The 22,038-nt window shown below is 43.4% G+C and carries 19 protein-coding genes and 1 riboswitch; of the genes, 10 read left to right on the plus strand and 9 right to left on the minus strand.

Features of this window, described 5'->3' with window-relative positions:
- Positions 1 to 121: 121 nt before the first annotated feature.
- The 4 genes from purR (at position 122) to OC193_RS10355 (ending at position 3,280) form a co-directional block, all read left to right on the plus strand.
- Entirely contained in the window at positions 122 to 1,126 is a 1,005-nt protein-coding gene (gene purR, locus OC193_RS10340; RefSeq protein ID WP_017062096.1) for an HTH-type transcriptional repressor PurR, read from the plus strand.
- A 170-nt stretch (positions 1,127 to 1,296) separates the two neighbouring features.
- A riboswitch (cyclic di-GMP riboswitch) is annotated at positions 1,297 to 1,382 on the plus strand.
- A gap of 127 nt (positions 1,383 to 1,509) precedes the next feature.
- Entirely contained in the window at positions 1,510 to 2,100 is a 591-nt protein-coding gene (locus tag OC193_RS10345; RefSeq protein WP_080967311.1) for a TfoX/Sxy family DNA transformation protein, read from the plus strand.
- 134 nt (positions 2,101 to 2,234) lie between these two features.
- A complete protein-coding gene (locus OC193_RS10350; RefSeq protein ID WP_048664679.1) occupies positions 2,235 to 2,915 on the plus strand; it encodes a TVP38/TMEM64 family protein in 681 nt (226 codons plus the stop codon).
- 47 nt (positions 2,916 to 2,962) lie between these two features.
- A complete protein-coding gene (locus tag OC193_RS10355) occupies positions 2,963 to 3,280 on the plus strand; it encodes a putative signal transducing protein (protein WP_017111051.1) in 318 nt (105 codons plus the stop codon).
- A 130-nt stretch (positions 3,281 to 3,410) separates the two neighbouring features.
- On the opposite strand, the gene OC193_RS10360 is transcribed toward OC193_RS10355, so the two are convergent.
- The 4 genes from OC193_RS10360 to topA form a co-directional block, all read right to left on the minus strand.
- Complete coding sequence (locus OC193_RS10360; RefSeq protein ID WP_017062100.1) at positions 3,411 to 4,208, minus strand: alpha/beta fold hydrolase; 798 nt, start codon at positions 4,206 to 4,208, stop codon at positions 3,411 to 3,413.
- 285 nt (positions 4,209 to 4,493) lie between these two features.
- The gene (gene glgA / locus OC193_RS10365) at positions 4,494 to 5,948 is read right to left on the minus strand and encodes a glycogen synthase GlgA (RefSeq protein ID WP_048664678.1); all 1,455 of its coding nucleotides are present in this window, start codon (positions 5,946 to 5,948) and stop codon (positions 4,494 to 4,496) included.
- Entirely contained in the window at positions 5,938 to 7,155 is a 1,218-nt protein-coding gene (gene glgC / locus OC193_RS10370; RefSeq protein WP_017062102.1) for a glucose-1-phosphate adenylyltransferase, read from the minus strand. Before glgC ends, glgA begins: the two co-directional genes overlap by 11 nt.
- A 535-nt stretch (positions 7,156 to 7,690) precedes the next feature.
- Positions 7,691 to 10,321 carry a type I DNA topoisomerase gene (topA, locus tag OC193_RS10375; RefSeq protein ID WP_017062103.1) on the minus strand — a complete coding sequence of 877 codons (2,631 nt, stop codon included), beginning with the start codon at positions 10,319 to 10,321 and terminating at the stop codon, positions 7,691 to 7,693.
- 439 nt (positions 10,322 to 10,760) lie between these two features.
- Between topA and OC193_RS10380 the strand changes: the two genes are divergently transcribed.
- Positions 10,761 to 11,006: a YciN family protein gene (locus OC193_RS10380; RefSeq protein WP_017062104.1), complete on the plus strand. Its 246-nt coding sequence runs from the start codon at positions 10,761 to 10,763 to the stop codon at positions 11,004 to 11,006.
- Between the two features lie 45 nt (positions 11,007 to 11,051).
- Here the strand turns inward: OC193_RS10380 and aroA are convergent, their stop codons facing one another.
- The gene (gene aroA / locus OC193_RS10385) at positions 11,052 to 12,332 is read right to left on the minus strand and encodes a 3-phosphoshikimate 1-carboxyvinyltransferase (protein WP_048659670.1); all 1,281 of its coding nucleotides are present in this window, start codon (positions 12,330 to 12,332) and stop codon (positions 11,052 to 11,054) included.
- Positions 12,333 to 12,494: 162 nt separating this feature from the next.
- A complete protein-coding gene (locus OC193_RS10390) occupies positions 12,495 to 12,950 on the minus strand; it encodes an outer membrane lipoprotein (protein WP_048664677.1) in 456 nt (151 codons plus the stop codon).
- A 53-nt stretch (positions 12,951 to 13,003) separates the two neighbouring features.
- Between OC193_RS10390 and aat the strand changes: the two genes are divergently transcribed.
- From aat to infA, 3 genes are all read left to right on the plus strand, one after another.
- Positions 13,004 to 13,714 carry a leucyl/phenylalanyl-tRNA--protein transferase gene (gene aat / locus OC193_RS10395; RefSeq protein ID WP_048664676.1) on the plus strand — a complete coding sequence of 237 codons (711 nt, stop codon included), beginning with the start codon at positions 13,004 to 13,006 and terminating at the stop codon, positions 13,712 to 13,714.
- Positions 13,714 to 14,412: an arginyltransferase gene (locus OC193_RS10400; RefSeq protein ID WP_048664675.1), complete on the plus strand. Its 699-nt coding sequence runs from the start codon at positions 13,714 to 13,716 to the stop codon at positions 14,410 to 14,412. Before aat ends, OC193_RS10400 begins: the two co-directional genes overlap by 1 nt.
- Before the next feature lie 81 nt (positions 14,413 to 14,493).
- Positions 14,494 to 14,712 carry a translation initiation factor IF-1 gene (gene infA / locus OC193_RS10405; protein WP_001040192.1) on the plus strand — a complete coding sequence of 73 codons (219 nt, stop codon included), beginning with the start codon at positions 14,494 to 14,496 and terminating at the stop codon, positions 14,710 to 14,712.
- 222 nt (positions 14,713 to 14,934) lie between these two features.
- Here infA and clpA read toward each other — a convergent pair whose 3' ends face one another.
- Together clpA and clpS are read right to left on the minus strand one after the other, a co-directional pair.
- Positions 14,935 to 17,208 (minus strand): ATP-dependent Clp protease ATP-binding subunit ClpA, encoded by a 2,274-nt coding sequence (gene clpA, locus OC193_RS10410; protein WP_048659678.1) that lies wholly within the window; start codon positions 17,206 to 17,208, stop codon positions 14,935 to 14,937.
- Positions 17,209 to 17,247: 39 nt separating this feature from the next.
- Positions 17,248 to 17,568, minus strand: a complete 321-nt coding sequence (clpS, locus tag OC193_RS10415; protein WP_004737430.1) for an ATP-dependent Clp protease adapter ClpS — start codon at positions 17,566 to 17,568, stop codon at positions 17,248 to 17,250.
- A gap of 585 nt (positions 17,569 to 18,153) precedes the next feature.
- Between clpS and cspD the strand changes: the two genes are divergently transcribed.
- Entirely contained in the window at positions 18,154 to 18,375 is a 222-nt protein-coding gene (cspD, locus tag OC193_RS10420; RefSeq protein ID WP_004736548.1) for a cold shock domain-containing protein CspD, read from the plus strand.
- 329 nt (positions 18,376 to 18,704) lie between these two features.
- On the opposite strand, the gene OC193_RS10425 is transcribed toward cspD, so the two are convergent.
- Positions 18,705 to 20,930: an NADP-dependent isocitrate dehydrogenase gene (locus OC193_RS10425; RefSeq protein WP_048664674.1), complete on the minus strand. Its 2,226-nt coding sequence runs from the start codon at positions 20,928 to 20,930 to the stop codon at positions 18,705 to 18,707.
- Between the two features lie 319 nt (positions 20,931 to 21,249).
- Here OC193_RS10425 and OC193_RS10430 point away from each other — a divergent pair, with 319 nt between their 5' ends.
- A complete protein-coding gene (locus OC193_RS10430) occupies positions 21,250 to 21,978 on the plus strand; it encodes a pseudouridine synthase (RefSeq protein ID WP_048664673.1) in 729 nt (242 codons plus the stop codon).
- The last annotated feature ends 60 nt before the right edge of the window (positions 21,979 to 22,038 follow it).

Below are 22,038 nucleotides of genomic sequence, written 5' to 3' on the forward strand. Positions count from 1 at the left end.
GTTTTTTGTTTTTTAGCACTTTAGTACCCAAAGAGCCCTACAAATTTAAGCTCTTAGTTAGGTAGCTTAACGGCTACTTTATTCCGTACTTGGGGAAAGTAGCTTCTAATAGGATAAAACCATGGCCACTATAAAAGATGTCGCTCGCTTAGCCGGCGTATCAACAACAACCGTTTCTCACGTAATCAATAAAACTCGCTTTGTTGCAGAAGCAACTCAAGAAAAAGTAAACAAAGCCGTAGATGAACTCAACTATGCACCAAGTGCTGTTGCTCGTAGTTTGAAGTGTAATACCACACGCACTATCGGCATGCTTGTGACTCAATCAACTAACTTATTCTTCTCTGAAGTTATCGATGGTGTTGAGAGCTACTGCTACCGTCAAGGTTACACTTTGATCCTGTGTAATACGGGCGGTATCTATGAGAAGCAACGTGACTACATTCGAATGCTTGCAGAGAAACGTGTAGATGGCATCTTAGTTATGTGTTCTGACCTAACTGAAGAACTAAGAGAGATGTTAGACCGTCACGCTGACATCCCTAAAGTTATCATGGACTGGGGCCCTGAGAGCTCTCAGGCTGATAAGATCATCGATAACTCTGAAGAAGGTGGCTACCTAGCGACCAAATACCTTATTGAACGCGGTCACTCTAAGATTGCATGTTTAAGTGGCCACTTAGACAAAGCAGCATGTGTTGAACGTATTGCCGGTTACAAGCGCGCACTCAACGAAGCTAAGATTTCTGCCGATGAAAATATGATCATCGAAGGCAACTTCGAGTGTGATACAGCAGTACTTGCTGCAGAACAAATCGTTGAGATGGAAGATCGCCCAACGGCGGTATTCTGCTTTAACGATACAATGGCACTCGGCCTAATGAGCCGCCTGCAAGAAAAAGGCATTCGCATTCCTGAAGATATCTCAGTGATCGGTTACGACAACATCGAACTGGCTGAATACTTCTCTCCACCGTTAACGACAGTTCACCAACCAAAACGTCGTGTTGGTAAGAATGCATTCGAAATTCTATTAGAGCGCATCAAAGACAAAGACCACGAAAAACGCGTCTTCGAAATGCACCCTGAAATTGTTGAGCGAAGTACAGTTAAAACGTTAAATTAATTGATAATTCAAGTTTAATGTCATCAAGCGCACCTTTAGGTGCGCTTTTTTTATCAACAACTATAATGAACCTATATGCACAATGGAAAGATCATTAATTGAAGCAATGTCACATTTTGAAATATCAACTGTGAGCTTCATTCAACAAAAACTTTATTCTATTCAATCAGTCACGCACAGGGCAAACCACTCGAAAGAGTGAGACGCAAAGCTTCCGGCCTAAACCACTCGTTGGTATGGTAGCGGGGTTACCGATGGCAAAATGCAGTAACTACTAATAATTTAGTAATTTACGGCTTATTGACAATGTAATTGCAACATTTTGCTAATCTCTCGGACCTGCTTATTTGGTGGCGTAGTTCAAATACACCGAGATAAATAACATGGATAAACCGATACTAAAGGACTCGATGAAGTTATTTGAGTCCCTAGGAAAAATAAAATCACGCTCAATGTTTGGTGGCTTCGGTCTTTTTGCTGATGACACTATGTTTGCTCTGGTTGTAAATGACCAGTTGCACATACGCGCAGACAGAGGCACAACGAAACAATTCGAACAACAAGGGTTTCAACCATACGTCTACAAAAAACGTGGTTTCCCTGTCGTTACTAAATATTTCGCTTTACCTGAAGGCTTATGGCAAGACCAAGAAAAAATCTTGCAACTTGCAACCACGTCTCTAGGTTTTGCTAAAGAAGAAAAAGCTGAGCAGTCTTCTGCTAAGCCGACCCGACTCAAAGATCTGCCTAATCTTCGACTCGCTACCGAGCGTATGTTGAAAAAGGCAGGGATCGATTCTGTAGAACGTTTATATGAATCTGGCTCTGTAAACGCATTTAACGCCATCAAAGAATCGCATGCGTCTTCTGTCAGTATTGAACTACTTTGGGCGCTAGAAGGCGCGATCAATGGTACACATTGGTCTGTTATACCGCAGCAGCGTCGCGAAGAGCTTATCAATCGGGTCAATTAACATTGTCAGTGCAATCTATATACATAACTAAGCCGCATTTACTGCGGCTTTTTTTATATCTGATGAAAGTTAATCTATGCTTTGCCTGTCTATCTATACTATCGGTATGCATTGAAAATTTAGAGGAAGTATCAATGAGTAAGAAAATGATATTGGGTATTGTGTTGGTCGTAACCATCGTGGTGTTAGGCATCAATTTCGGCCAGTACTTAACGCTTGAAAATGCTAAGGCCCAACAAGCTGTGTTAAATGACTATATTGACAGCAACTTTATTGCTGCTGCCGCTATCTATTTTGTCGCGTATGTAATGATTACAGCTTTCTCCATTCCCGGAGCCGCTGTTGTGACCCTATTAGGGGCTGCGCTATTTGGCTTCTGGAATAGCTTGCTGCTAGTATCTTTCGCAAGTGCGATCGGTGCGACCTTAGCCTTCTTAAGTAGCCGTTACTTGTTGCGTGACTGGATTCAAACCAAGTTTGGTGACAAATTGGCGACAATTAACAAGGGAGTTGAAAAAGACGGCGCATTTTACTTATTTTCTCTGCGTCTGATTCCTGTATTCCCATTTTTCCTTATCAACCTATTGATGGGTCTAACACCGATGTCAGTGAGTCGTTATTACATTACAAGTCAGATCGGGATGTTACCGGGGACGGCGGTTTTCTTGAATGCTGGTACTCAGCTCGCAGAAATTGATTCACTTTCAGGCATCGTCTCCCCTTCAGTACTATTGTCATTTGCGTTATTGGGGATATTCCCAATAGTTGCTAAATGGTTGATGGGTAAGTTTCGCTCAGCACCCGTAGCTGAATAATTTATAATAGCCAAACAACACAGATAGCCGAATAAGGTTCTATTTCAATGAAAATCTTCAGTGCATCGAATCCGACAGAAGCTCATATCATCTGTGGATTGTTAGAAAGCGAGAATATTGCCTGTGAAGTCCGTGGTGAAGGGTTATTCGGATTGAAAGGGGAAATCCCATTTACGGAAGAAACTGACCCTTACGTGTGGTTATATGAGCCAGAATTGGCCAGTAAAGCTCGCACAATCGTCAATGACTACCAAAAACAGCAAGATTCTATCATCTATGAAGAGTGGCGTTGTGGTGAGTGTCATGAAGTCAACGAAGCGCAATTCGGCTCTTGTTGGCAGTGCGGTGCTGCTTCACCCGAATAGCAGAGTTTCAGTGACCTTATAAGACAATTAGGCCGATACCTCCTCCAAATAAAAACGGGAAGCTAAAATTAGCTTCCCGTTTTTATTTCAATTCGATTCAATCATTATCTTTGATTTCGCGCCTAGAAAATCACTGGATTTGTTTTTGAATAAACGCAATCGAACGCTGATTAAACTCTTCAGGGTTTTCCACGTTACATACGTGCCCACAATTCGGAATCTCTACTAGCTCGCTCGACTCATGCGCTGCGACCATTTCTTTAACTGGTTTGATGAACATGTAATCTCGCTCACCCATCAAATACAAAGTCGGAATCGGCAACTCTCTGTCTTTGAAATATTTCATCAATGGGTTTACATCAGCCGTTAATATAAACCATCGTTTAAACTCTTTTTGACACAGTTTTTTCGCTTCACGGATAAACAGGTGACGAGACTCTTTCTGGCTTTTTTGTGGCATAACAACGTAAGCAAAAAGGCTGTATAACCACATATAAGGAATGATGTGCTTGCTGAGGTTACCCAGCTTGATTAAGACTTGAGAACGAGTGTTGAGTTTAGTCACGGCACCACCCAGCACCATTGAGCGTACACGACCGGCCGCTAATTCTGCAACGTTACGCACAATAATCGTACCCAAAGACATGCCGACGAAATGTGCAGAACGGATTTTAAGATGGTCTAACACTTTAAGAATATCAAGCGTCACCGATTTAAACGTATAACGATTCGAAATCAGCCCTTTAAGTATATTGTCTGATTTACCATGCCCTCTCAGATCAATGAGAAGTAAGTTGAAGTGCTGTTTATACGCTTTGATCTGCTTGAACCAGATGGAGGAACTACCTCCTGCGCCATGCACAAATACAACCCACTCATCGCTCGTAGGGTGAGTAAATGTTTTATGAAATAGTAAACTCTCAGACATACCTATCGCTTTAATTATTGGAATGGAGCTGTGCCTCATCACGAGGCGGTGACTAAGGATATCACGCTATTAAGAACTTTAAGTGATAATAGTGTCAAACCTATCATTAGTCATGTGAATACCTACCCCACCTTTTCTACCTGACTAAAATGAGTTTGCAAGCTTTGTCTTCGTAAACGTGATGTGCTCTGACCAGGAAACAAAAAGGCACTCTACGATTAGAGCGCCTTCATTTATTGCGAGCTGTTGTTGTCCGCCAGCTAATTTTAATGCTAAGTCAACAAGTTAAAGTGCTGAATGGTACATAGTGAGGTATTCTTTAGCCGCATCTTCCCAACTAAAATCTTGCTGCATCGCATAAAGCTGGACACGCTTAATTTCAGATGGGTTTTGTGCATAAAGCAATAATGAACGATGTAACACAGCTAATAGCGCTTGCGGTGTTGGCTCTTCAAAAGCAAACCCAGTCGCGACTTCAGGATCCTCATCGTAATCATTCACGCTGTCTTTTAAACCTCCCACAGAACGAACAATCGGCAAAGTACCGTAAGCCATGCTGTAGATTTGGTTTAAACCACACGGTTCAAATTCAGAAGGCATCAAGAAGAAATCAGAGCCCGCTTCAACCAAATGCGCAAGTTCATTATTGTACGCTTCTACGAACGAGAACTTATCTGAGTGAAGTGCTGATAGCTCTTTCAATTGACTCGCCAAAACCGGATCGCCAGTACCGACAATCACGATCTGAAGGTCATTTTTCAAAAACTGTTCGATGATAGGCAGTAAGTAATGAACACCTTTCTGATTCGTCAGGCGACAAACCATGCCATAAACCGCGCAATCGGCAACGGGTAAACCCACGTCTTGTTGCAGCTTTTGCTTACAAGCTGATTTTCCGCGAGCCATACTATGCTTGGTCGCTTTGTATTTACGAGGAAGGAAAGCGTCTGTTTCCGGGTTCCAAGCACCGTAATCACAACCATTCAAAATGCCGAAAAGATCCGCAGATCTGTGTTGGAATTCTGCTGCCATACCATGGCTACCTAACTCCGTTTTCAACTCTTCTGCATAGGTAGGACTTACTGCGTTCACCTTATCTGCGCACATCACGCCAGCTCTTAACATAGTGACATGAGTGTCACTTACTGAAGCTTCCGGCACATTGTAGCTGTGCATCTCAGGTAGGAATTGCAGTTCGTCGTATGCAAACACACCTTTGAAAACCGCATTGTGAATCGAGATAACACTGCGCGTATTTTCAAAGAAATCGTGTTGTTGATAACGCGATTTAAGCAAGAAAGGTACAAAACCAGTATGCCAGTCGTTTGCATGAATGATATCCGGTTGAAAACCAAGCTTAGGAAGCATATCAAGACAGGCTGCACTGAAGAACGAGAAGCGCTCTCCGTTATCAGCATAAGCTTGATTGTTTTCTGCGTACATTTCTTGACGGTCGAAATATTTGGCACATTCAATACCAAAAACTGGAACGCCTTCTACGCTCAGTTTTTTAACTTGGTAAGCCGTATGAGGCCAATGATCGAGTTCAGTCGATAAAATAACTTCTGCTGAATCAATGTTTGGAATATTTCTATATGCGGGGATAGTCACTCGAACGTCCTGTTCGAGTGTTTGCAACGCTTTCGGTAGTGCCTTGGCTACATCAGCCAAGCCACCACTTTTAATCAAGCCTTCAACTTCAGACGCTACAAAAAGTACCGAGAGAGTCTTAGTAACCAACTCGTGCTCCTTTAGAAATCACTACCACACCATCGTCAGAGACGTGGTAATGCTTTTTGTCTTCTGTCAGATTGACACCAATTTGTGTACCCGGTGCGATGTCTGCATCTTTATCAATGATAACGCGACGCAGGATACAACCCTCACCCACTTTCACATCGCCGAGTAAGATACTCTCACTAATATCACACGCTGATGCAATATTGCTACGGAAGCCCAATACACTCTTTTCAATACGCGAACCACGTACATAACTACCACTACACACAAGGCTATCAATGATCTGAATTCGACCATTTGCCGAATCAGTAAACGTCGCTGGTGGCAGTGGCGGGTAATAAGTGTGTAGAGGCCATTTACGGTTGTATAGCGAGAATGGCGCATCTTTCTTAAGAAGGTCCATATGCGCTTGCCAGTACGCGTCAATCGTACCTACATCGCGCCAGTAAACTTCTTCTTTCTCACCAGTAATACGGTTGGTGCTGAAATCATAAACAAACACATCACCACGTGGGAACATGTTTGGAATAATGTCTTTACCGAAATCGTGTGTCGAACCTTCTCTATCAGCATCTTCCGTTAGTTCAGCAAAAAGCTCTTTCGCTTCGAACACGTAGTTGCCCATTGAAACGAGCGCTGATTCTGGGTCGCCCGGAATCGACTTCGGATTTGCAGGTTTCTCTTCAAAGCCAATCATACGGCCATCAGCATCAACCTCGATAACACCGAATTCTGATGCTTCAGCAAGCGGCATGCGCAATGCTGATACTGTTAGCGCTGCTTTCTTTTCTTTATGGAAATCAAGCATCTGTTTGATGTCCATTTTATAGATATGGTCTGAACCAAAAATACAAACTTGATCTGGTTCTTCCAGCTCCATAAAGCCCATGTTTTGGTAGATAGCATCTGCTGTGCCTTCATACCAACGCTTTCCTTTACGCATTTGCGCAGGAATTGGGTCGATAAAACGGTCTGTTATACCACTGATATTCCAACCTTTTTTCATATGGTGGAACAGTGATTGTGACTTAAATTGTGTCAATACGTAGATCTTCATCAGATCAGCATTAACGAAGTTGTTCAGAGCGAAATCAATTAAGCGGTAACTACCACCGAAAGGAACCGAGGGTTTGCTGCGAGATTCAGTTAAAGGTCTTAAGCGTGAGCCTTCACCACCAGCAAGAATCATTCCCAATACACCAGCCATTTTATTCTCCATATATCTATAGCTTGTCGATGTTAGTACTCGTAGAGGTATCTTCCTCTGGGGGATGAGCACCAACACTTATTTCGGTATTTAGCGAATATCCATTCACATACAGTGACAATATCCTAAGCCAAACGTTGTTATGTGTGCACTATTCTTTGCACTTGGTTTTATATACGTTATCGACTTTTCGGCCGAATTCAATTTTTAATACGCCATTCTGTGGTACGTAAGCTGATTGCTTTCCTAAGACTTAAAGCAGCTCACATTACACCGTGCGGGCGAAACATTACATTAACACCCGACACACATCAGGTATACAACTAAACACTGATCTGTGAGTTACAATATTTTAATTAAGTTACATTCTCGTTAAAGTTACATAAGAAGATGTGATTAATTACCTTTATTTATTTTACAGCGTGAATTTAATAAGTTCTCGTCGACGAAACACCAAATCAACACGTTGCATATTTAGTCATATTGAGATCAAAAAAAGCAGCCATTAGGCTGCTTTTTCATCAATAACGTTCAGTTACTTCTCTTTAGGTTTTTTGCGCTTATCCGTAACTTCCCACTTACCGTCGATGTACAACGCAGTCCAACCGGACGGTTTTCCATCTACTTCAGTACGAACGTAGTTTTCTTTGGTCTTACGACTAAAACGAACCACTGTCGGCTTACCATCAGGGTCAGCAACTGGTGCTGATGCTAGGTATTGAAACTTAGGTGAGATACGGTCTTTAAAGCGAACCAGCTCTTCCACTAACGGTGCACGCGTTTCACGTGATTTAGGGAAGTTGCTCGCAGCCATAAATAGACCAGAAGCACCGTCACGAAGAACAAAGTACGCGTCTGAATTTTCACACGGAAGTTCAGGGAAATGTACCGGGTCTTCTTTCGGTGGCGCAACTTCGCCATTTTTCAGAATCTTACGAGTGTTCTTACAGTCTTCACTCGTACAGTCCATGTATTTACCAAAACGACCGTTCTTCAGAACCATGTCAGAACCACACTTGTCACACTCAACAAGTGGACCATCGTAGCCTTTCACTTTAAATTCGCCGTGCTCAACCACATAACCTTCACAGTTCGGGTTATTACCACATACGTGCATCTTACGCTTATCATCGATTAGATAAGCATCCATTGCCGTTTCACAAATAGGACAACGCTTTTTAGCTCGAAGTGCTGCTGTTTCAACGTCTTCTTCAAGCACGTTGATAATGCCTTCTTCATCACCAAGGTTGATTGTTGTCTTACAACGCTCTTTTGGTGGAAGTGCATAGCCAGAACAACCAAGGAATACGCCTGTCGAAGCCGTACGAATACCCATTTTACGGCTACAAGTCGGACACTCAATATCAGTTTCCACGATATGATTTGGCTTCATGCCACCAGCGTCTTCGTCTAAATCAGCTTTTTCCAAATCGCCAGTAAAGTCTTCGAAGAAGTTATCTAGCACGCCTTTCCAGCTTGCTTCGCCTTCTGCGATTTGGTCCAACTTCTGCTCCATACGAGCAGTGAAGTCGTAGTTCATTAGGTCGTTAAAGCTACCATCTAGACGGTCAGTAACAATTTCACCCATCTTCTCAGCATAGAAACGACGCTGTTCAACTTTTACATAACCGCGGTCTTGAATCGTCGAGATGATTGATGCGTATGTTGAAGGACGACCAATACCACGCTTCTCAAGCTCTTTAACTAGCGCCGCTTCAGTGAAACGAGCCGGTGGCTTAGTGAAGTGCTGTTTAGGGTCTAGCGCGATCAGGTCAAGCTTATCGCCGATCTGAACTGCTGGAAGGATCGTATCTTCGTTCTTACCCATTGGACGCTGAACACGAGTCCAACCATCAAATTTAAGGATACGACCTTTCGCTTTTAACGTGTACTCATCTGCTTTAACGCTTACTGTCGTTGAATCGTATTGAGCTGGCGTCATTTGACACGCTACGAATTGATTCCAAATTAGCGAGTAAAGCTTGTGTGCGTCTGCGTCTACGCCGTTTAGGTCTTCCGACTTAACATCTACACTTGAAGGACGAATCGCTTCGTGGGCCTCTTGAGCGCCCTCTTTGCTGCCGTATACAAGTGCTTTAGGTGGAAGATATTGCGCGCCGTACTCAGAACCAATGTATTCACGAGCGGCTTCTACAGCTTCTGAACTCAAGTTAGTAGAGTCAGTACGCATATAAGTAATGTAACCCGCTTCATACAAGCGTTGAGCCAGCATCATGGTTTTCTTTACGCCATAACCAAGACGGGTACTCGCAGCTTGTTGCAGCGTCGACGTGATGTAAGGTGCAGACGGCTTACTCTTGGTTGGGCGGTCTTCACGTTTACATACTTCGTATTGCGCTTTTTCTAAAACGCTAACAGCAGCTTGTGTTTGCGCTTCATTTTCAGGTTTAAACGCAACACCGTCTTTCTGCGCTACTTGCAGTCTAAAATCGGTTTTCTCTGCTGTTTTAGTATCAGCATGCACATCCCAGAACTCTTCAGGGATAAAGGCGTTGATCTCGCGCTCACGCTCTACCAGTAGTTTTACCGCTACTGATTGAACACGGCCAGCGGATAGGCCTCGTGCTACTTTTTTCCAAAGCAGAGGTGACACCATAAAGCCAACAACACGGTCCATAAAACGTCGTGCTTGTTGAGCGTTTACGCCATCGATGTTTAGCTCGCCTGGTGTTTCGAAAGCTTGTTGAATAGCATTCTTGGTGATTTCGTTAAAAACCACTCGCTTGTATCGCGTTTCATCGCCGCCGATGATCTCACGAAGGTGCCATGCGATAGCTTCTCCTTCGCGGTCCAAATCGGTTGCGAGATAAACATGGTCTGCGTTCTCAGCAAGTTTTTGCAATTCAGCAACGACTTTTTCTTTACCAGGTAGAATTTGGTAGTTCGCTTCCCACTCTTTATACGGGTTAATACCCATCTTTTTGATAAGAGCTTTGCGATCTTTTTCTTTTTTGATACGAGCTTTATCTTCTGGGCTCATACCCTTGGTTGAAACTGCAGCAGCCTTTTGACCAGTACTTTGACCCGCCGTTGGTAAATCACGAACGTGACCTACACTCGACTTTACGACAAAGTCTTTGCCAAGATATTTATTGATAGTTTTAGCCTTGGCTGGCGACTCCACTATAACGAGCGATTTACCCATATTGACTCTAACGTCCTTAATCACGATGCTTCAGCACCAACAATTTAGCTTGTGGGCTTTTACGCATGATATTCTAAATTCATTGCTTCTTTTTTTACTATTGTGCGAGATTACTAGAAGATCAACCGCTTTTTTCAAAATTGGATCTGATCGCTCGACAATTCGACGACTCACAGATAAAAGGGTCACAATATAAAGAAGCTATAAAGTACTCACTAAGAATACTTGCAAGAGCCTATTCATCAGGCATTACGTCTAAACGGGCTCATACTAAGCTTGTCCGCGAATCTAACGCGAGCCCCATTCAATTATTTTTGCCGTAAATCACAAAATAAATTGTGGATGTTTGAAAAGACTCTCTTAATCGGTTGTGAAATCATTGAATTTCTAGTTCGACACCATAAACTCAACGTTATATTCAGTTATCAGAGATAAACTCATGACAAAGAAAGTAATAGCAGAATTTGATTTACTGCTTATCGCAAACCAAATTATCCAATCACATGATGACTACATTGAAGGCATGCGCGCAAACAGCGTAGTAGAAAAAGACGATGTACTCGTCTTCAAAGGTGAATACTTCTTAGATAGCAATGGAATGCCGACCGAGAATACAACCGCGGTATTTAACATGTTTAAATACTTAGCGCACCACCTTTCGAAAGAATTTACAATTCAGCAATAATTAAAAAGCTTGCCATTTAGGCAAGCTTTTTTAGTTCCTGAACCTTTACTGGCTCAGCATTTTCAACTTATCGAAGTAATCAGGGAATGTCTTTGACGTACAACCTGGATCATTAATCGTCACAGGCGTATCGCTCAAAGCAACCAGCGAGAAACACATAGCCATACGGTGATCATCGTAAGTATCAATCGCCGCGTGAGTCAGTTCAGCCACAGGGTTAACAATGATGTAATCTTCACCCTCTTCAACCTCGGCTCCGACTTTACGTAGCTCTGTTGCCATTGCCGCCAAGCGATCTGTCTCTTTCACACGCCAGTTGTAGACATTACGGATTGCCGTTGTGCCTTTCGCAAACAATGCTGTTGTCGCAATAGTCATCGCAGCATCTGGAATATGGTTATAGTCCATATCAATGCCTTTCAGCTCGCCACAACGAGAAATAACATAGTCGTCACCCCATTCGATTTCCGCACCCATTTTCTCAAGCGCATCAGCGAATTGGATATCACCCTGGATACTGTTTTTACCAATACCAGTGACCTTAATCTCACCACCTTTGATAGCAGCAGCTGCAAGGAAATATGACGCAGATGATGCATCACCTTCTACTAAGAAGTCGCCCGGAGCTGTGTAAGATTGCCCTGTAGGAATCACGAACTCTTGGTAGTCATTATTGATCACGTCCACACCAAATTGTTTCATAATGTGTAGCGTGATATCGATGTAAGGTTTAGAAACTAATTCACCGTCAATTTTGATGGTCACTTCGCCTTCCGCCAGAGGTGCAGCCATCAAAAATGCCGTCAAAAACTGGCTAGAGATAGAACCATCGATTGAAACCGTACCACTCTTCAGGCCTGTACCTGTGATCTTCAATGGTGGATAGTTTTCGTTCTCTAAGTATTCAACGTCGGCACCGGCTTCTCTCAGTGCCGTTACTAAGTGGCCAATTGGGCGCTCTTTCATGCGCGGCTCACCAGTCAGAACGTATTCACCGCGACCTAAACATAGTGCAGCCGCCAGCGGACGCATCGCCGTACCCGCGTTACCTAAGAAAAGCTCTAGAGCTTTATCACTTGAGAATGCACCACCAACACCTGTCACTTCACAAACGGTTTTGTCTGCAGACAACTGGTAATCAACACCTAGCTGCGTCAATGCATTCAACATATGACGAATATCATCACTGTCTAGTAAGTTTGTTAGGCGAGTGGTTCCCGTAGAAAGTGCAGCCAAAAGAAGTGCACGGTTGGAAACGCTTTTTGAACCAGGTAGGTTAACTTCCCCGTTCACTTTTTGAATTGGTTGTAACGTAAGGCTTTCCATTAAATCTTATAGTCCTTGTACCACCCGAAGTCACTGGCGCGTATTTATTTTCGGGTGATGAATAATTCTTCGTACTTGCAGACTAACGAACTTTTCCAACGAACTCCAGAGCTAATCCCGCTCAAACCGATGATTAATTAGCCAATCGATCGTATTTACATACTAGTACGCGAGATCAACTCGAACGCCATCTGAAAAATAGAGAATTCGTACATCATCGCCTCGGTTGAACAACATCGAGTTATCGACATCTTGGATGATGTTGACCAACTTGTCGTCTTTGGTTTTGACCAGTAACTCGACCAGTTTGTACTCAACTTTATACTGTGTGTTACCTCGGTTACGAGCAATACCCGCACCTGCTACTGCACCGACAGCTGTCGCCACTTCTTTACCGGTGCCGCCGCCAAACTGATTACCAATCAAGCCACCAATCGCCGCACCTAATAAGGTTTCCCAACCATTCGCTTTCGATTCAACGATCTCTTGTTGAGTGATGTATCTAACCGTATCGATCTCACCATAAACTACTTCGTTCACTGGTCGAGCTTCGTTTCTGTTGTAAGCTGCATTTGCCAACATAGGCAAAACAAGTAAAATCCAAAGCAACTTCTTCATGGTAAAACTCCTAAAGACCTCTTGGTCAGTGATTAATCTGTAATGCGGTACTTATGACTATATACCTAACCGAACTTGATACTACTAGTATAGAGTTTCCTTCGCCCTTCGACGCGCTTGATGAACCCAACGGTCTGCTCGCCTTCGGTGGTGATTTATCACCAATGCGAATTTTAAACGCTTATAGCCAAGGGATATTTCCATGGTATGGCCCAGGTGAGCCTATACTTTGGTGGAGCCCTGCACCGCGAGCGGTATTTAATCCTAAGACATTCGAACCGTCAAAAAGTCTTAAAAAGTTTCAAAGAAAACACAATTATCGTGTCAGCATCAACCAAGCGACGGACAGAGTAATTGGTTATTGCTCTTCACTAAGACCCGAAGAAGAAACTTGGTTAAACAGCGACATGCAGTTAGCCTATCGCAAGCTCGCTTCATTAGGTTTCTGCCACTCGGTTGAGGTTTGGCAAGACGATGAACTGATCGGCGGGCTTTATGGCCTACAAAGAGGCCAAGTCTTTTGCGGTGAATCGATGTTTAGCTTGAAGACCAATGCCTCTAAAATTGCGCTATGGTACTTTTGTAAACACTTTACCCGATTCGGTGGCAAGCTCATCGATTGCCAAGTTATGAACCCTCACTTGGAATCCTTAGGCGCTATCGAGGTTAATAGGGATGAATTCCTAGGTTCTCTGCAATTGCTCAAAGAGTTCTCCGTTGACGATGCATGCTTTCAAACCCAATGGCTAAAGGAAATGCCTTAATGAATCCAGATTTACAACAAATCAGAATTGGATTAACAGACAACCACGCTTGCAGCTACTTACCTCACCTAGAAGAAAGAGTAGCGGTCACGCTTGATGAACACATGCACACCTCAGATAACTATGAAGTTCTGCTTGCGAACGGTTTTCGCCGCAGTGGTTCAACCATTTATAAGCCACATTGTGATAATTGCTCAGCATGCCAAGCAATTCGTCTTTCAATTCCTGAGGTAAAGCTTTCCAAAAGCCAACGACGGATCCTGAACAAAGGAAAATCACTGCGTTGGGAACTGAAAGATGAGATGGATGACAACTGGTTTGACTTATACAGTCGCTATATCACCGCTCGTCACCGTTCGGGAACCATGTACCCACCCAAAAAAGAAGAATTTCTACAATTCTCTAAAAATGAGTGGCTTACTACAAAGTTCATGCACATCTATGACGAGAACAAGTTGGTTGGTATCGCCGTAACCGACATCATGGCTCACTGTACGAGCGCGTTTTATACCTTCTTCGATCCTGATATAGACATTTCGATGGGAACACTTGGCGTTCTATTTCAGATCCAACATGCCCAGAAAGAACAAAAACAATGGTTATATTTGGGTTATCAAATCGATGAATGCCCTGCGATGAACTATAAAGTACGATTTCAACGTCATCAAAGGCTAGTAAATCAGCGGTGGCAAGGGTAGAATACGCGACAACTTTACATATTTTGATTTTAACGGCACAATCAAGCCGTTGAAAACCGCCAAATTTCGAAAGAGGATTAGATGGCTAAAGAAGACGTAATCGAGATGCAAGGCACTGTCCTTGATACTCTACCAAACACAATGTTCCGTGTTGAGCTTGAAAACGGTCACGTAGTGACAGCACACATCTCTGGTAAAATGCGTAAGAACTACATCCGTATTCTTACTGGTGATAAAGTAACTGTTGAGATGACTCCATACGACCTTTCTAAAGGCCGCATCGTCTTCCGTGCTCGTTAATTATTAATTAGCGAATACAATAAGAAGCGGAGCTTAATGCTCCGTTTTTTATCGCCTGAACATCGCCCTTTAGCAAAACCTATCTCGCGCATCTCGCATCTCGCATCTCGCATCTCGCATCTCGCATCTCGCATCTCGCATCTCGCATCTCGCAAGCATAAAAAAACGCACAACCTAAGTCATGCGTTTTATAGTTAAACTCTTGAACGATCTAATAATCGGCTAGTGCATAACCTCTTCTTTTGCACCAACATAGATGAAGTCAAGCTCGTCTTTCTTCAGAGATACTTTCACCGTACCGCCATCAACCAAGCTACCAAACAGCAATTCATTCGCAAGGGGCTTCTTGAGCTTCTCTTGAATCACACGTCCCATAGGACGAGCGCCCATGGTCTTGTCGTAGCCTTTGTCTGCCAGCCAGTGACGAGCATCTTCAGAAACCTCTAGAGATACGCCACGTGCGTCAAGTTGAACCTGAAGCTCAACAATGAACTTGTCGACTACTTGGCTAATCACGCTTGGATCCAAGCTGTTGAACCAAATGACGTTATCAAGACGGTTACGGAACTCAGGAGTAAACACCTTCTTGATTTCGCCCATCGCATCTGGTGCATGATCTTGTTGGATCAGGCCGATCGATTTCTTCTCGGTTTCAGCCACACCCGCGTTGGTCGTCATCACTAGAATCACATTGCGGAAGTCCGCTTTGCGACCATTGTTATCAGTTAACGTGCCGTTATCCATTACCTGCAGTAGCAAGTTAAAGATATCTGGGTGAGCTTTTTCAATTTCATCCAGTAACACAACAGAGTGTGGGTTCTTGATTACGGCGTCAGTTAGCAGACCACCTTGATCGTAACCAACATAACCAGGAGGAGCACCAATCAAGCGGCTCACAGAATGACGCTCACCATACTCAGACATATCAAAGCGCAGAAGCTCAATACCCATCAGTTTAGACAGTTGAACGGTAACCTCGGTTTTACCTACACCAGTAGGTCCTGCGAATAGGAATGAACCAACAGGTTTATTGTCAGCACCCAATCCAGCACGGGTCAGCTTGATCGCTTCGCTCAATACGTCGATAGCTGGGTCTTGTCCGAACACCAACATTTTCATGCGGTCATCCAGTTTCTGCAGCGTATCTTTGTCTGAAGATGATACTGATTTTTCAGGAATTCGCGCCATTTTCGCAACCATTGACTCAATATCAGCCACGCTTACCGTTTTCTTACGACGGCTTGCAGGAGCCAAACGACTACGAGCGCCCGCTTCATCGATTACGTCAATGGCCTTATCAGGAAGGTGACGTTCATTGATGTATTTAGCTGACAGTTCCACAGCAGCACGCAACGCTTTGTTGGTGTAGCGCACTTCGTGGTGAGCTTCGTATTTTGGCTTCAAGCCAATCAGAATCTTAGTCGTATCATCTAGCGATGGTTCAATAATATCGATTTTCTGGAAGCGACGAGCTAAAGCACGCTCCTTCTCAAAAATACTGCTGTACTCTTGGTACGTTGTTGAACCGATACAGCGCAATTTGCCGCTGCTTAGTAGCGGTTTAATTAAGTTTGCCGCATCAACCTGACCACCAGAGGCAGCGCCAGCACCAATAATGGTGTGGATCTCATCGATGAACAGAATCGCGTCTTCTTCTTTCTCGAGTTGCTTAAGAATCGCTTTAAAACGTTTCTCAAAGTCACCACGATATTTCGTCCCTGCTAACAATGAACCGATATCTAGAGAATAAATTACGCTGCTCTGAATGATTTCAGGCACTTGTCCTTCAACAATGCGCCATGCAAGACCTTCCGCGATGGCAGTTTTACCTACACCCGCTTCACCCACTAACAGAGGGTTGTTCTTACGACGACGACACAGAACTTGGATAGTACGCTCTAGCTCTTTGTCACGACCGATTAATGGGTCAATATTACCTTGCTTCGCTACTTCGTTAAGGTTGGTCGCGAAATTTTCTAAACGGTCTTCAGAATTAGCTTCTTCAGCATTTTCTGCACCACCAAATGAATCAGATGATGAAGGGCTGTCGCCTTCGTTGCTCGCTTTGGTAATACCGTGTGAGATGAAGTTAACAATATCTAAGCGACTAATGTCGTTTTTCTTAAGAAGATATGCCGCGTGAGATTCTTGCTCACTAAAAATAGCCACAAGTACATTAGCACCTGTTACTTCGCTGCGACCTGAAGATTGAACATGAAAAACAGCGCGTTGAAGTACTCGTTGAAAGCTCAACGTAGGCTGAGTTTCGCGAGTTTCGTCGCTTTCAGGGATAAGTGGGGTCGTTTGATCGATAAAAATATCGAGCTCATTGCGAAGAGCATCGAGATCAGCCTGACAAGCTTGGAGCGCTTCCTTGGCCGCATCATTTTCTAATAATGCTAGTAGGAGGTGTTCGACAGTCATGAATTCATGTCGCTTGTCTCGCGCACGAGCAAATGCGCCATTTAAACTCGTCTCTAATTCTTTATTTAGCATAAGTACCTCCTAAGGGAACAACAGTGTTGTTCGAGCAATTTATACTTGCTCCATTGTACATAGTAGCGGATGCTCATTTTCCTTTGAGTACATCGTGACCTGCGCTACCTTTGTTTCCGCTATTTCAGCACTGTATGTGCCGCATATAGCTTTACCTTCATAATGAACCTTGAGCATCACTTCCGTTGCTTTTTCGATATCTAGTGAGAAGAATCGCTCTAGGATCTCGATTACAAAGTCCATGGGCGTGTAATCATCGTTATTTAACACAACGTTATACATCGCCGGTGGCTTTACTTTTGTTGCTTCTTTCTCCAGTAAATCTGAGCCTGGAGATGCCCATTCAAAGTTTCTGCTCATATCGCTTTGCTAAGGGTTATTTTTCGGAAGTCGTGAGTGTTTACCTAACTCAAATTTACCACATTCACGCTTTACGGTGTACTAAGAAACTGCACCGAGAAACAGTACCAAAAAATATTCCTCTATACTGAGCCTAATCCACCATTTCCATCGCTGCAAATAAAAGATCTCGATTAACAGGATTAACATATGTGATTGATTAAAAAGACGCCATAACTATTGATACTAACGATAAGATCACTGCTAAGTTACTATTTAGTTAATAGTTTGCAGTTAATCTCGAATGTGATTTGTTATTAAAATTGATCACTTTTATACCAATTTACTATTGACTGTGCTCAATCATTAGCTACATTGGAGCTAAAAGGTTTTTTAATACATTTTTGCAACATGATTTAAGATCAGTAACACGCTTCAAAAATTAACAATAAGGAATAATTACGCAGGGTAGCGTTAATTTCCGTAAGCAATGTACGAGATTCAAGCTATTAGCTGAAATTCTTTAGCTGGTAGGAATGATATCAATCGCACTTACAACAATTGATATAACAACGTTAGTAACAAAATGCATGAGGGATGTATAGCATGGCTACAGGTACAGTAAAATGGTTTAACAATGCCAAAGGGTTTGGCTTTATTTGTCCAGAAGGTGAAGACGGCGATATTTTCGCGCACTACTCCACAATACAAATGGAAGGTTATCGAACCTTGAAGGCGGGTCAGCAGGTCGACTATGAAGTAGAAAGTGGACCTAAAGGCTCGCATGCTAGCTCCGTTGTTCCTGTCGAAGGCAGCGCCGCAAAATAGGCGAATGCCAACTCATGTTAACCTCCGTCAATCTTCATTAAAGGCTGACTGGTAAACAGAATATTGAAACCGCTCATTTAATACCTGTAATACAGGATTACGTGAGCGGTTTTTTCGTTTTGGGATCTCTAAAGTTGCTCACTAGACAATTCGTTTAAGGATGTACTCTTATTAAGTTAGATCTTAGGAGTATTATAGATGAACAAAAAAGACGCTTTAACGTTGTCGTTAAAGCGTCTTTGGTTTTGACTTTATCTATGACTTATCTGTCAGACTAAGCAACTCGTTCGCAAATCACGTTCATGACTGACTAACGATGAGCCCAATCACTATGCATCAATAAACGCGTTTAGCGTTGAGCTTGGGCGCATTAGTGTTGAAACCAATGCATCGTCAAGTAGGTAGTAACCACCTAAGTCGCCAGCCACACCTTGAGCGTTGTTCAGCTCTGCAACAATAGCTTCTTCACTTTCAGCTAGTTGACTTGCCACACCTGCGAACTCAGCAGCAAGATCAGCATCAGCCGTTTGCTCAGCAAGCGCCTTAGCCCAGTAAGCTGCTAGGTAGTAATGGCTACCACGGTTATCAAGCTCACCTACTCGGCGTGAAGGAGACTTGTTGTTATCAAGGAACTCACCCGTTGCTTTATCAAGCGCATCAGCAAGAACTTGTGCTTTAGCGTTACCTGTTACTACGCTCAGGTGCTCTAGAGATGCAGCCAATGCCAAGAATTCACCTAGGGAATCCCAACGCAGGTGGTTTTCTTTCTCTACTTGTTGCACGTGCTTAGGAGCTGAGCCGCCAGCACCTGTTTCAAACAGACCACCACCGTTCATTAGTGGAACAATCGATAGCATCTTAGCTGATGTACCAAGCTCTAGAATCGGGAACAAGTCTGTTAGGTAATCACGTAATACGTTACCAGTAACCGAAATTGTATCTAGGCCTTCTTTGATACGAACCAGTGAGTATTGAGTCGCTTCAAGTGGAGCAAGGATCTTAATTTCAAGACCATCGGTATCGTATTCAGGAAGGTACGCTTCAACTTTCTTAATAAGCTGAGCATCATGTGCACGAGACGCATCTAACCAAAATACCGCTGGAACACCCGATGCACGAGCACGCGTTACCGCAAGCTTAACCCAGTCTTGGATTGGTGCATCTTTAACCTGACACATACGGAAGATATCGCCTTCCTCTACGTCTTGCTCTAGAAGCACAGCGCCTGCAGCGTCAACAACTTGAACCTGACCAGCAGCTTCAAGGATGAAAGTCTTATCGTGAGAACCGTACTCTTCGGCTTTTTGAGCCATCAAGCCAACGTTTGGTACGCTACCCATCGTTGTTGGATCGAACGCACCGTTCTCTTTACAGAAATCAATAACCGCTTGGTAAATGCTCGCGTAGCTACGATCTGGGATCATTGCTTTGGTATCTTTTTGCTTACCTTCTGGATCCCACATTTGGCCAGAAGAACGCAACATTGCAGGCATAGATGCGTCAACAATGATGTCGCTTGGTACGTGTAGGTTAGTAATGCCACGGTCCGAATCAACCATCGCTAATGGTGGCTGCGTCTCGTATACCGCTTGTAGATCAGCTTCGATTGCTTCTTTTTGTTCTTGAGGAAGCGCTGCAATCTTCGCGTAGACATCACCGATGCCGTTGTTAACATCAACACCTAACTCTTCAAATAACTGACCGTGCTTAGCGAATACGTCTTTGTAGTAAACCTTAACCGCGTGACCAAAGATCACTGGGTCAGATACTTTCATCATGGTTGCTTTCATGTGAAGAGAAAGCAGTACGCCTTGCTCTTTAGCCGATGCGATTTCTTTTTCAAAGAATGCAACTAAAGCAGCCTTGTTCATCACTGACGCATCAATGATCTCTTTATCTTGCAGTGCAAAAGCTGGCTTCAGTGTTTTCTTTGTGCCATCTTTGCCAACGAATTCGATGCTAACGTCTGTAGCACCTTCAATGGTTACTGACTTTTCACTACCGAAGAAGTCTTTGTCGTCCATACTTGAAACGTGCGACTTAGAATCTGCAGACCATGCACCCATTGAGTGTGGGTTCTTCTTCGCGTAGTTTTTTACTGAAAGTGGTGCACGACGGTCTGAGTTACCTTCGCGCAATACTGGGTTTACCGCACTACCCTTGATCTTATCGTAAGTCGCTTTTACTGCTTTCTCTTCGTCAGTGTTTGCTTCTTCTGGGTAGTTTGGAAGTGCGTAGCCTTTTGACTGTAGTTCTTTGATTGTTGCTTGCAGCTGAGGTACAGATGCAGAGATGTTTGGAAGCTTGATAATATTCGCTTCAGGTGTCTTAGCCAATTCACCTAGTTCTGCTAATGCATCACCAATACGTTGCTCTTCGTTCAAGTAGTCAGGGAAGTTGGCAATAATGCGCCCTGCAAGTGAAATGTCGCGAGTATCAACGTTAATACCAGAAGAAGCTGTAAAAGATTGAATGATTGGCAGCAGAGAGTAAGTTGCTAGCGCCGGAGCTTCGTCTGTAATGGTATAGATGATCGTTGGTTTTTCAGTAGGCATGAAATTTCCCTATAGTTCTTACAAGCTCACTTGAATAGTGAGAGTGTTATAAATTGACCAGTAAGCCACTCTAAAAGTGAAAACTGCTTACTCGATAGTCGTACTCTATCTTATTTTTCATGCAATCTAATGACCGCATGAACCAAATCCGTGAGTGCGTTGTTATAATAAAACACGTAGGTATAATTAAACAAATCAGGCTCAAGAGTCCATAAACTTGTTCTATTTTGTGTCTTTTAGGCGCGCAAATGATAGCTCAATTCCGTTTCAGTGAAAACTTTTCAGCACACTTCGTTTACATTTTTGCAAGGTAGTTAACATGTCTACTCGCTCACGCAGCGCATCTCATTCAGACAAACCGGCTCGTTCTGGCGCCAAATTAAAACAAAGCGGTAATAGACAGAACCGAAGCAGTGATAAAAATAACACTGGCAGTTCGTACAAAAAAACGCACTCCAGTAAGCACCGATATAAAGGTAAACCTACCAATGCGAAACCTAAGGTGGCACTCGAAGATCGCAAAGTAATTCTGTTCAACAAGCCTTTCGATACTCTCAGCCAATTTACAGATGGCGAAGGGAGAAAAACGCTAACTGACTTTATTCCAGTGAAAGACGTTTATGCTGCAGGTCGCCTTGACCGCGACAGCGAAGGGTTAATGGTCTTGACCAACGATGGTATTTTTCAAGCTAAGCTAACTCAACCCAACTCAAAATCCCCAAAGACATACTGGGTACAGGTTGAAGGCGCACCTTCTGAGGAAGATTTAGATAAATTGAGAAAAGGTGTCGAACTAAAAGACGGCATGACACTACCTGCAAAAGTAGAAGTAATGCAAGAACCTGAAGTGTGGGATAGAAATCCTCCAGTACGCTTCAGAGCCGCGATACCGACAACCTGGTTAGCGATTACTATCATTGAAGGGCGTAACCGTCAGGTAAGACGAATGACAGCAAATATCGGCTTCCCTACCCTGCGACTTATTCGCTATTCAATGGGCAACATGAACGTGGGGCAACTTCAGCCTGGTGAGTGGAAAGAAATCTAAAATTACAGTACAGAGAATGTAAAATGGCCGCTAAGTTAGCGGCCATTTTTATATGCGTTG

Origin of the sequence: Vibrio crassostreae, assembly GCF_024347415.1 — a bacterium.
In the GTDB taxonomy this organism is placed as follows: Bacteria; Pseudomonadota; Gammaproteobacteria; order Enterobacterales; family Vibrionaceae; genus Vibrio; species Vibrio crassostreae.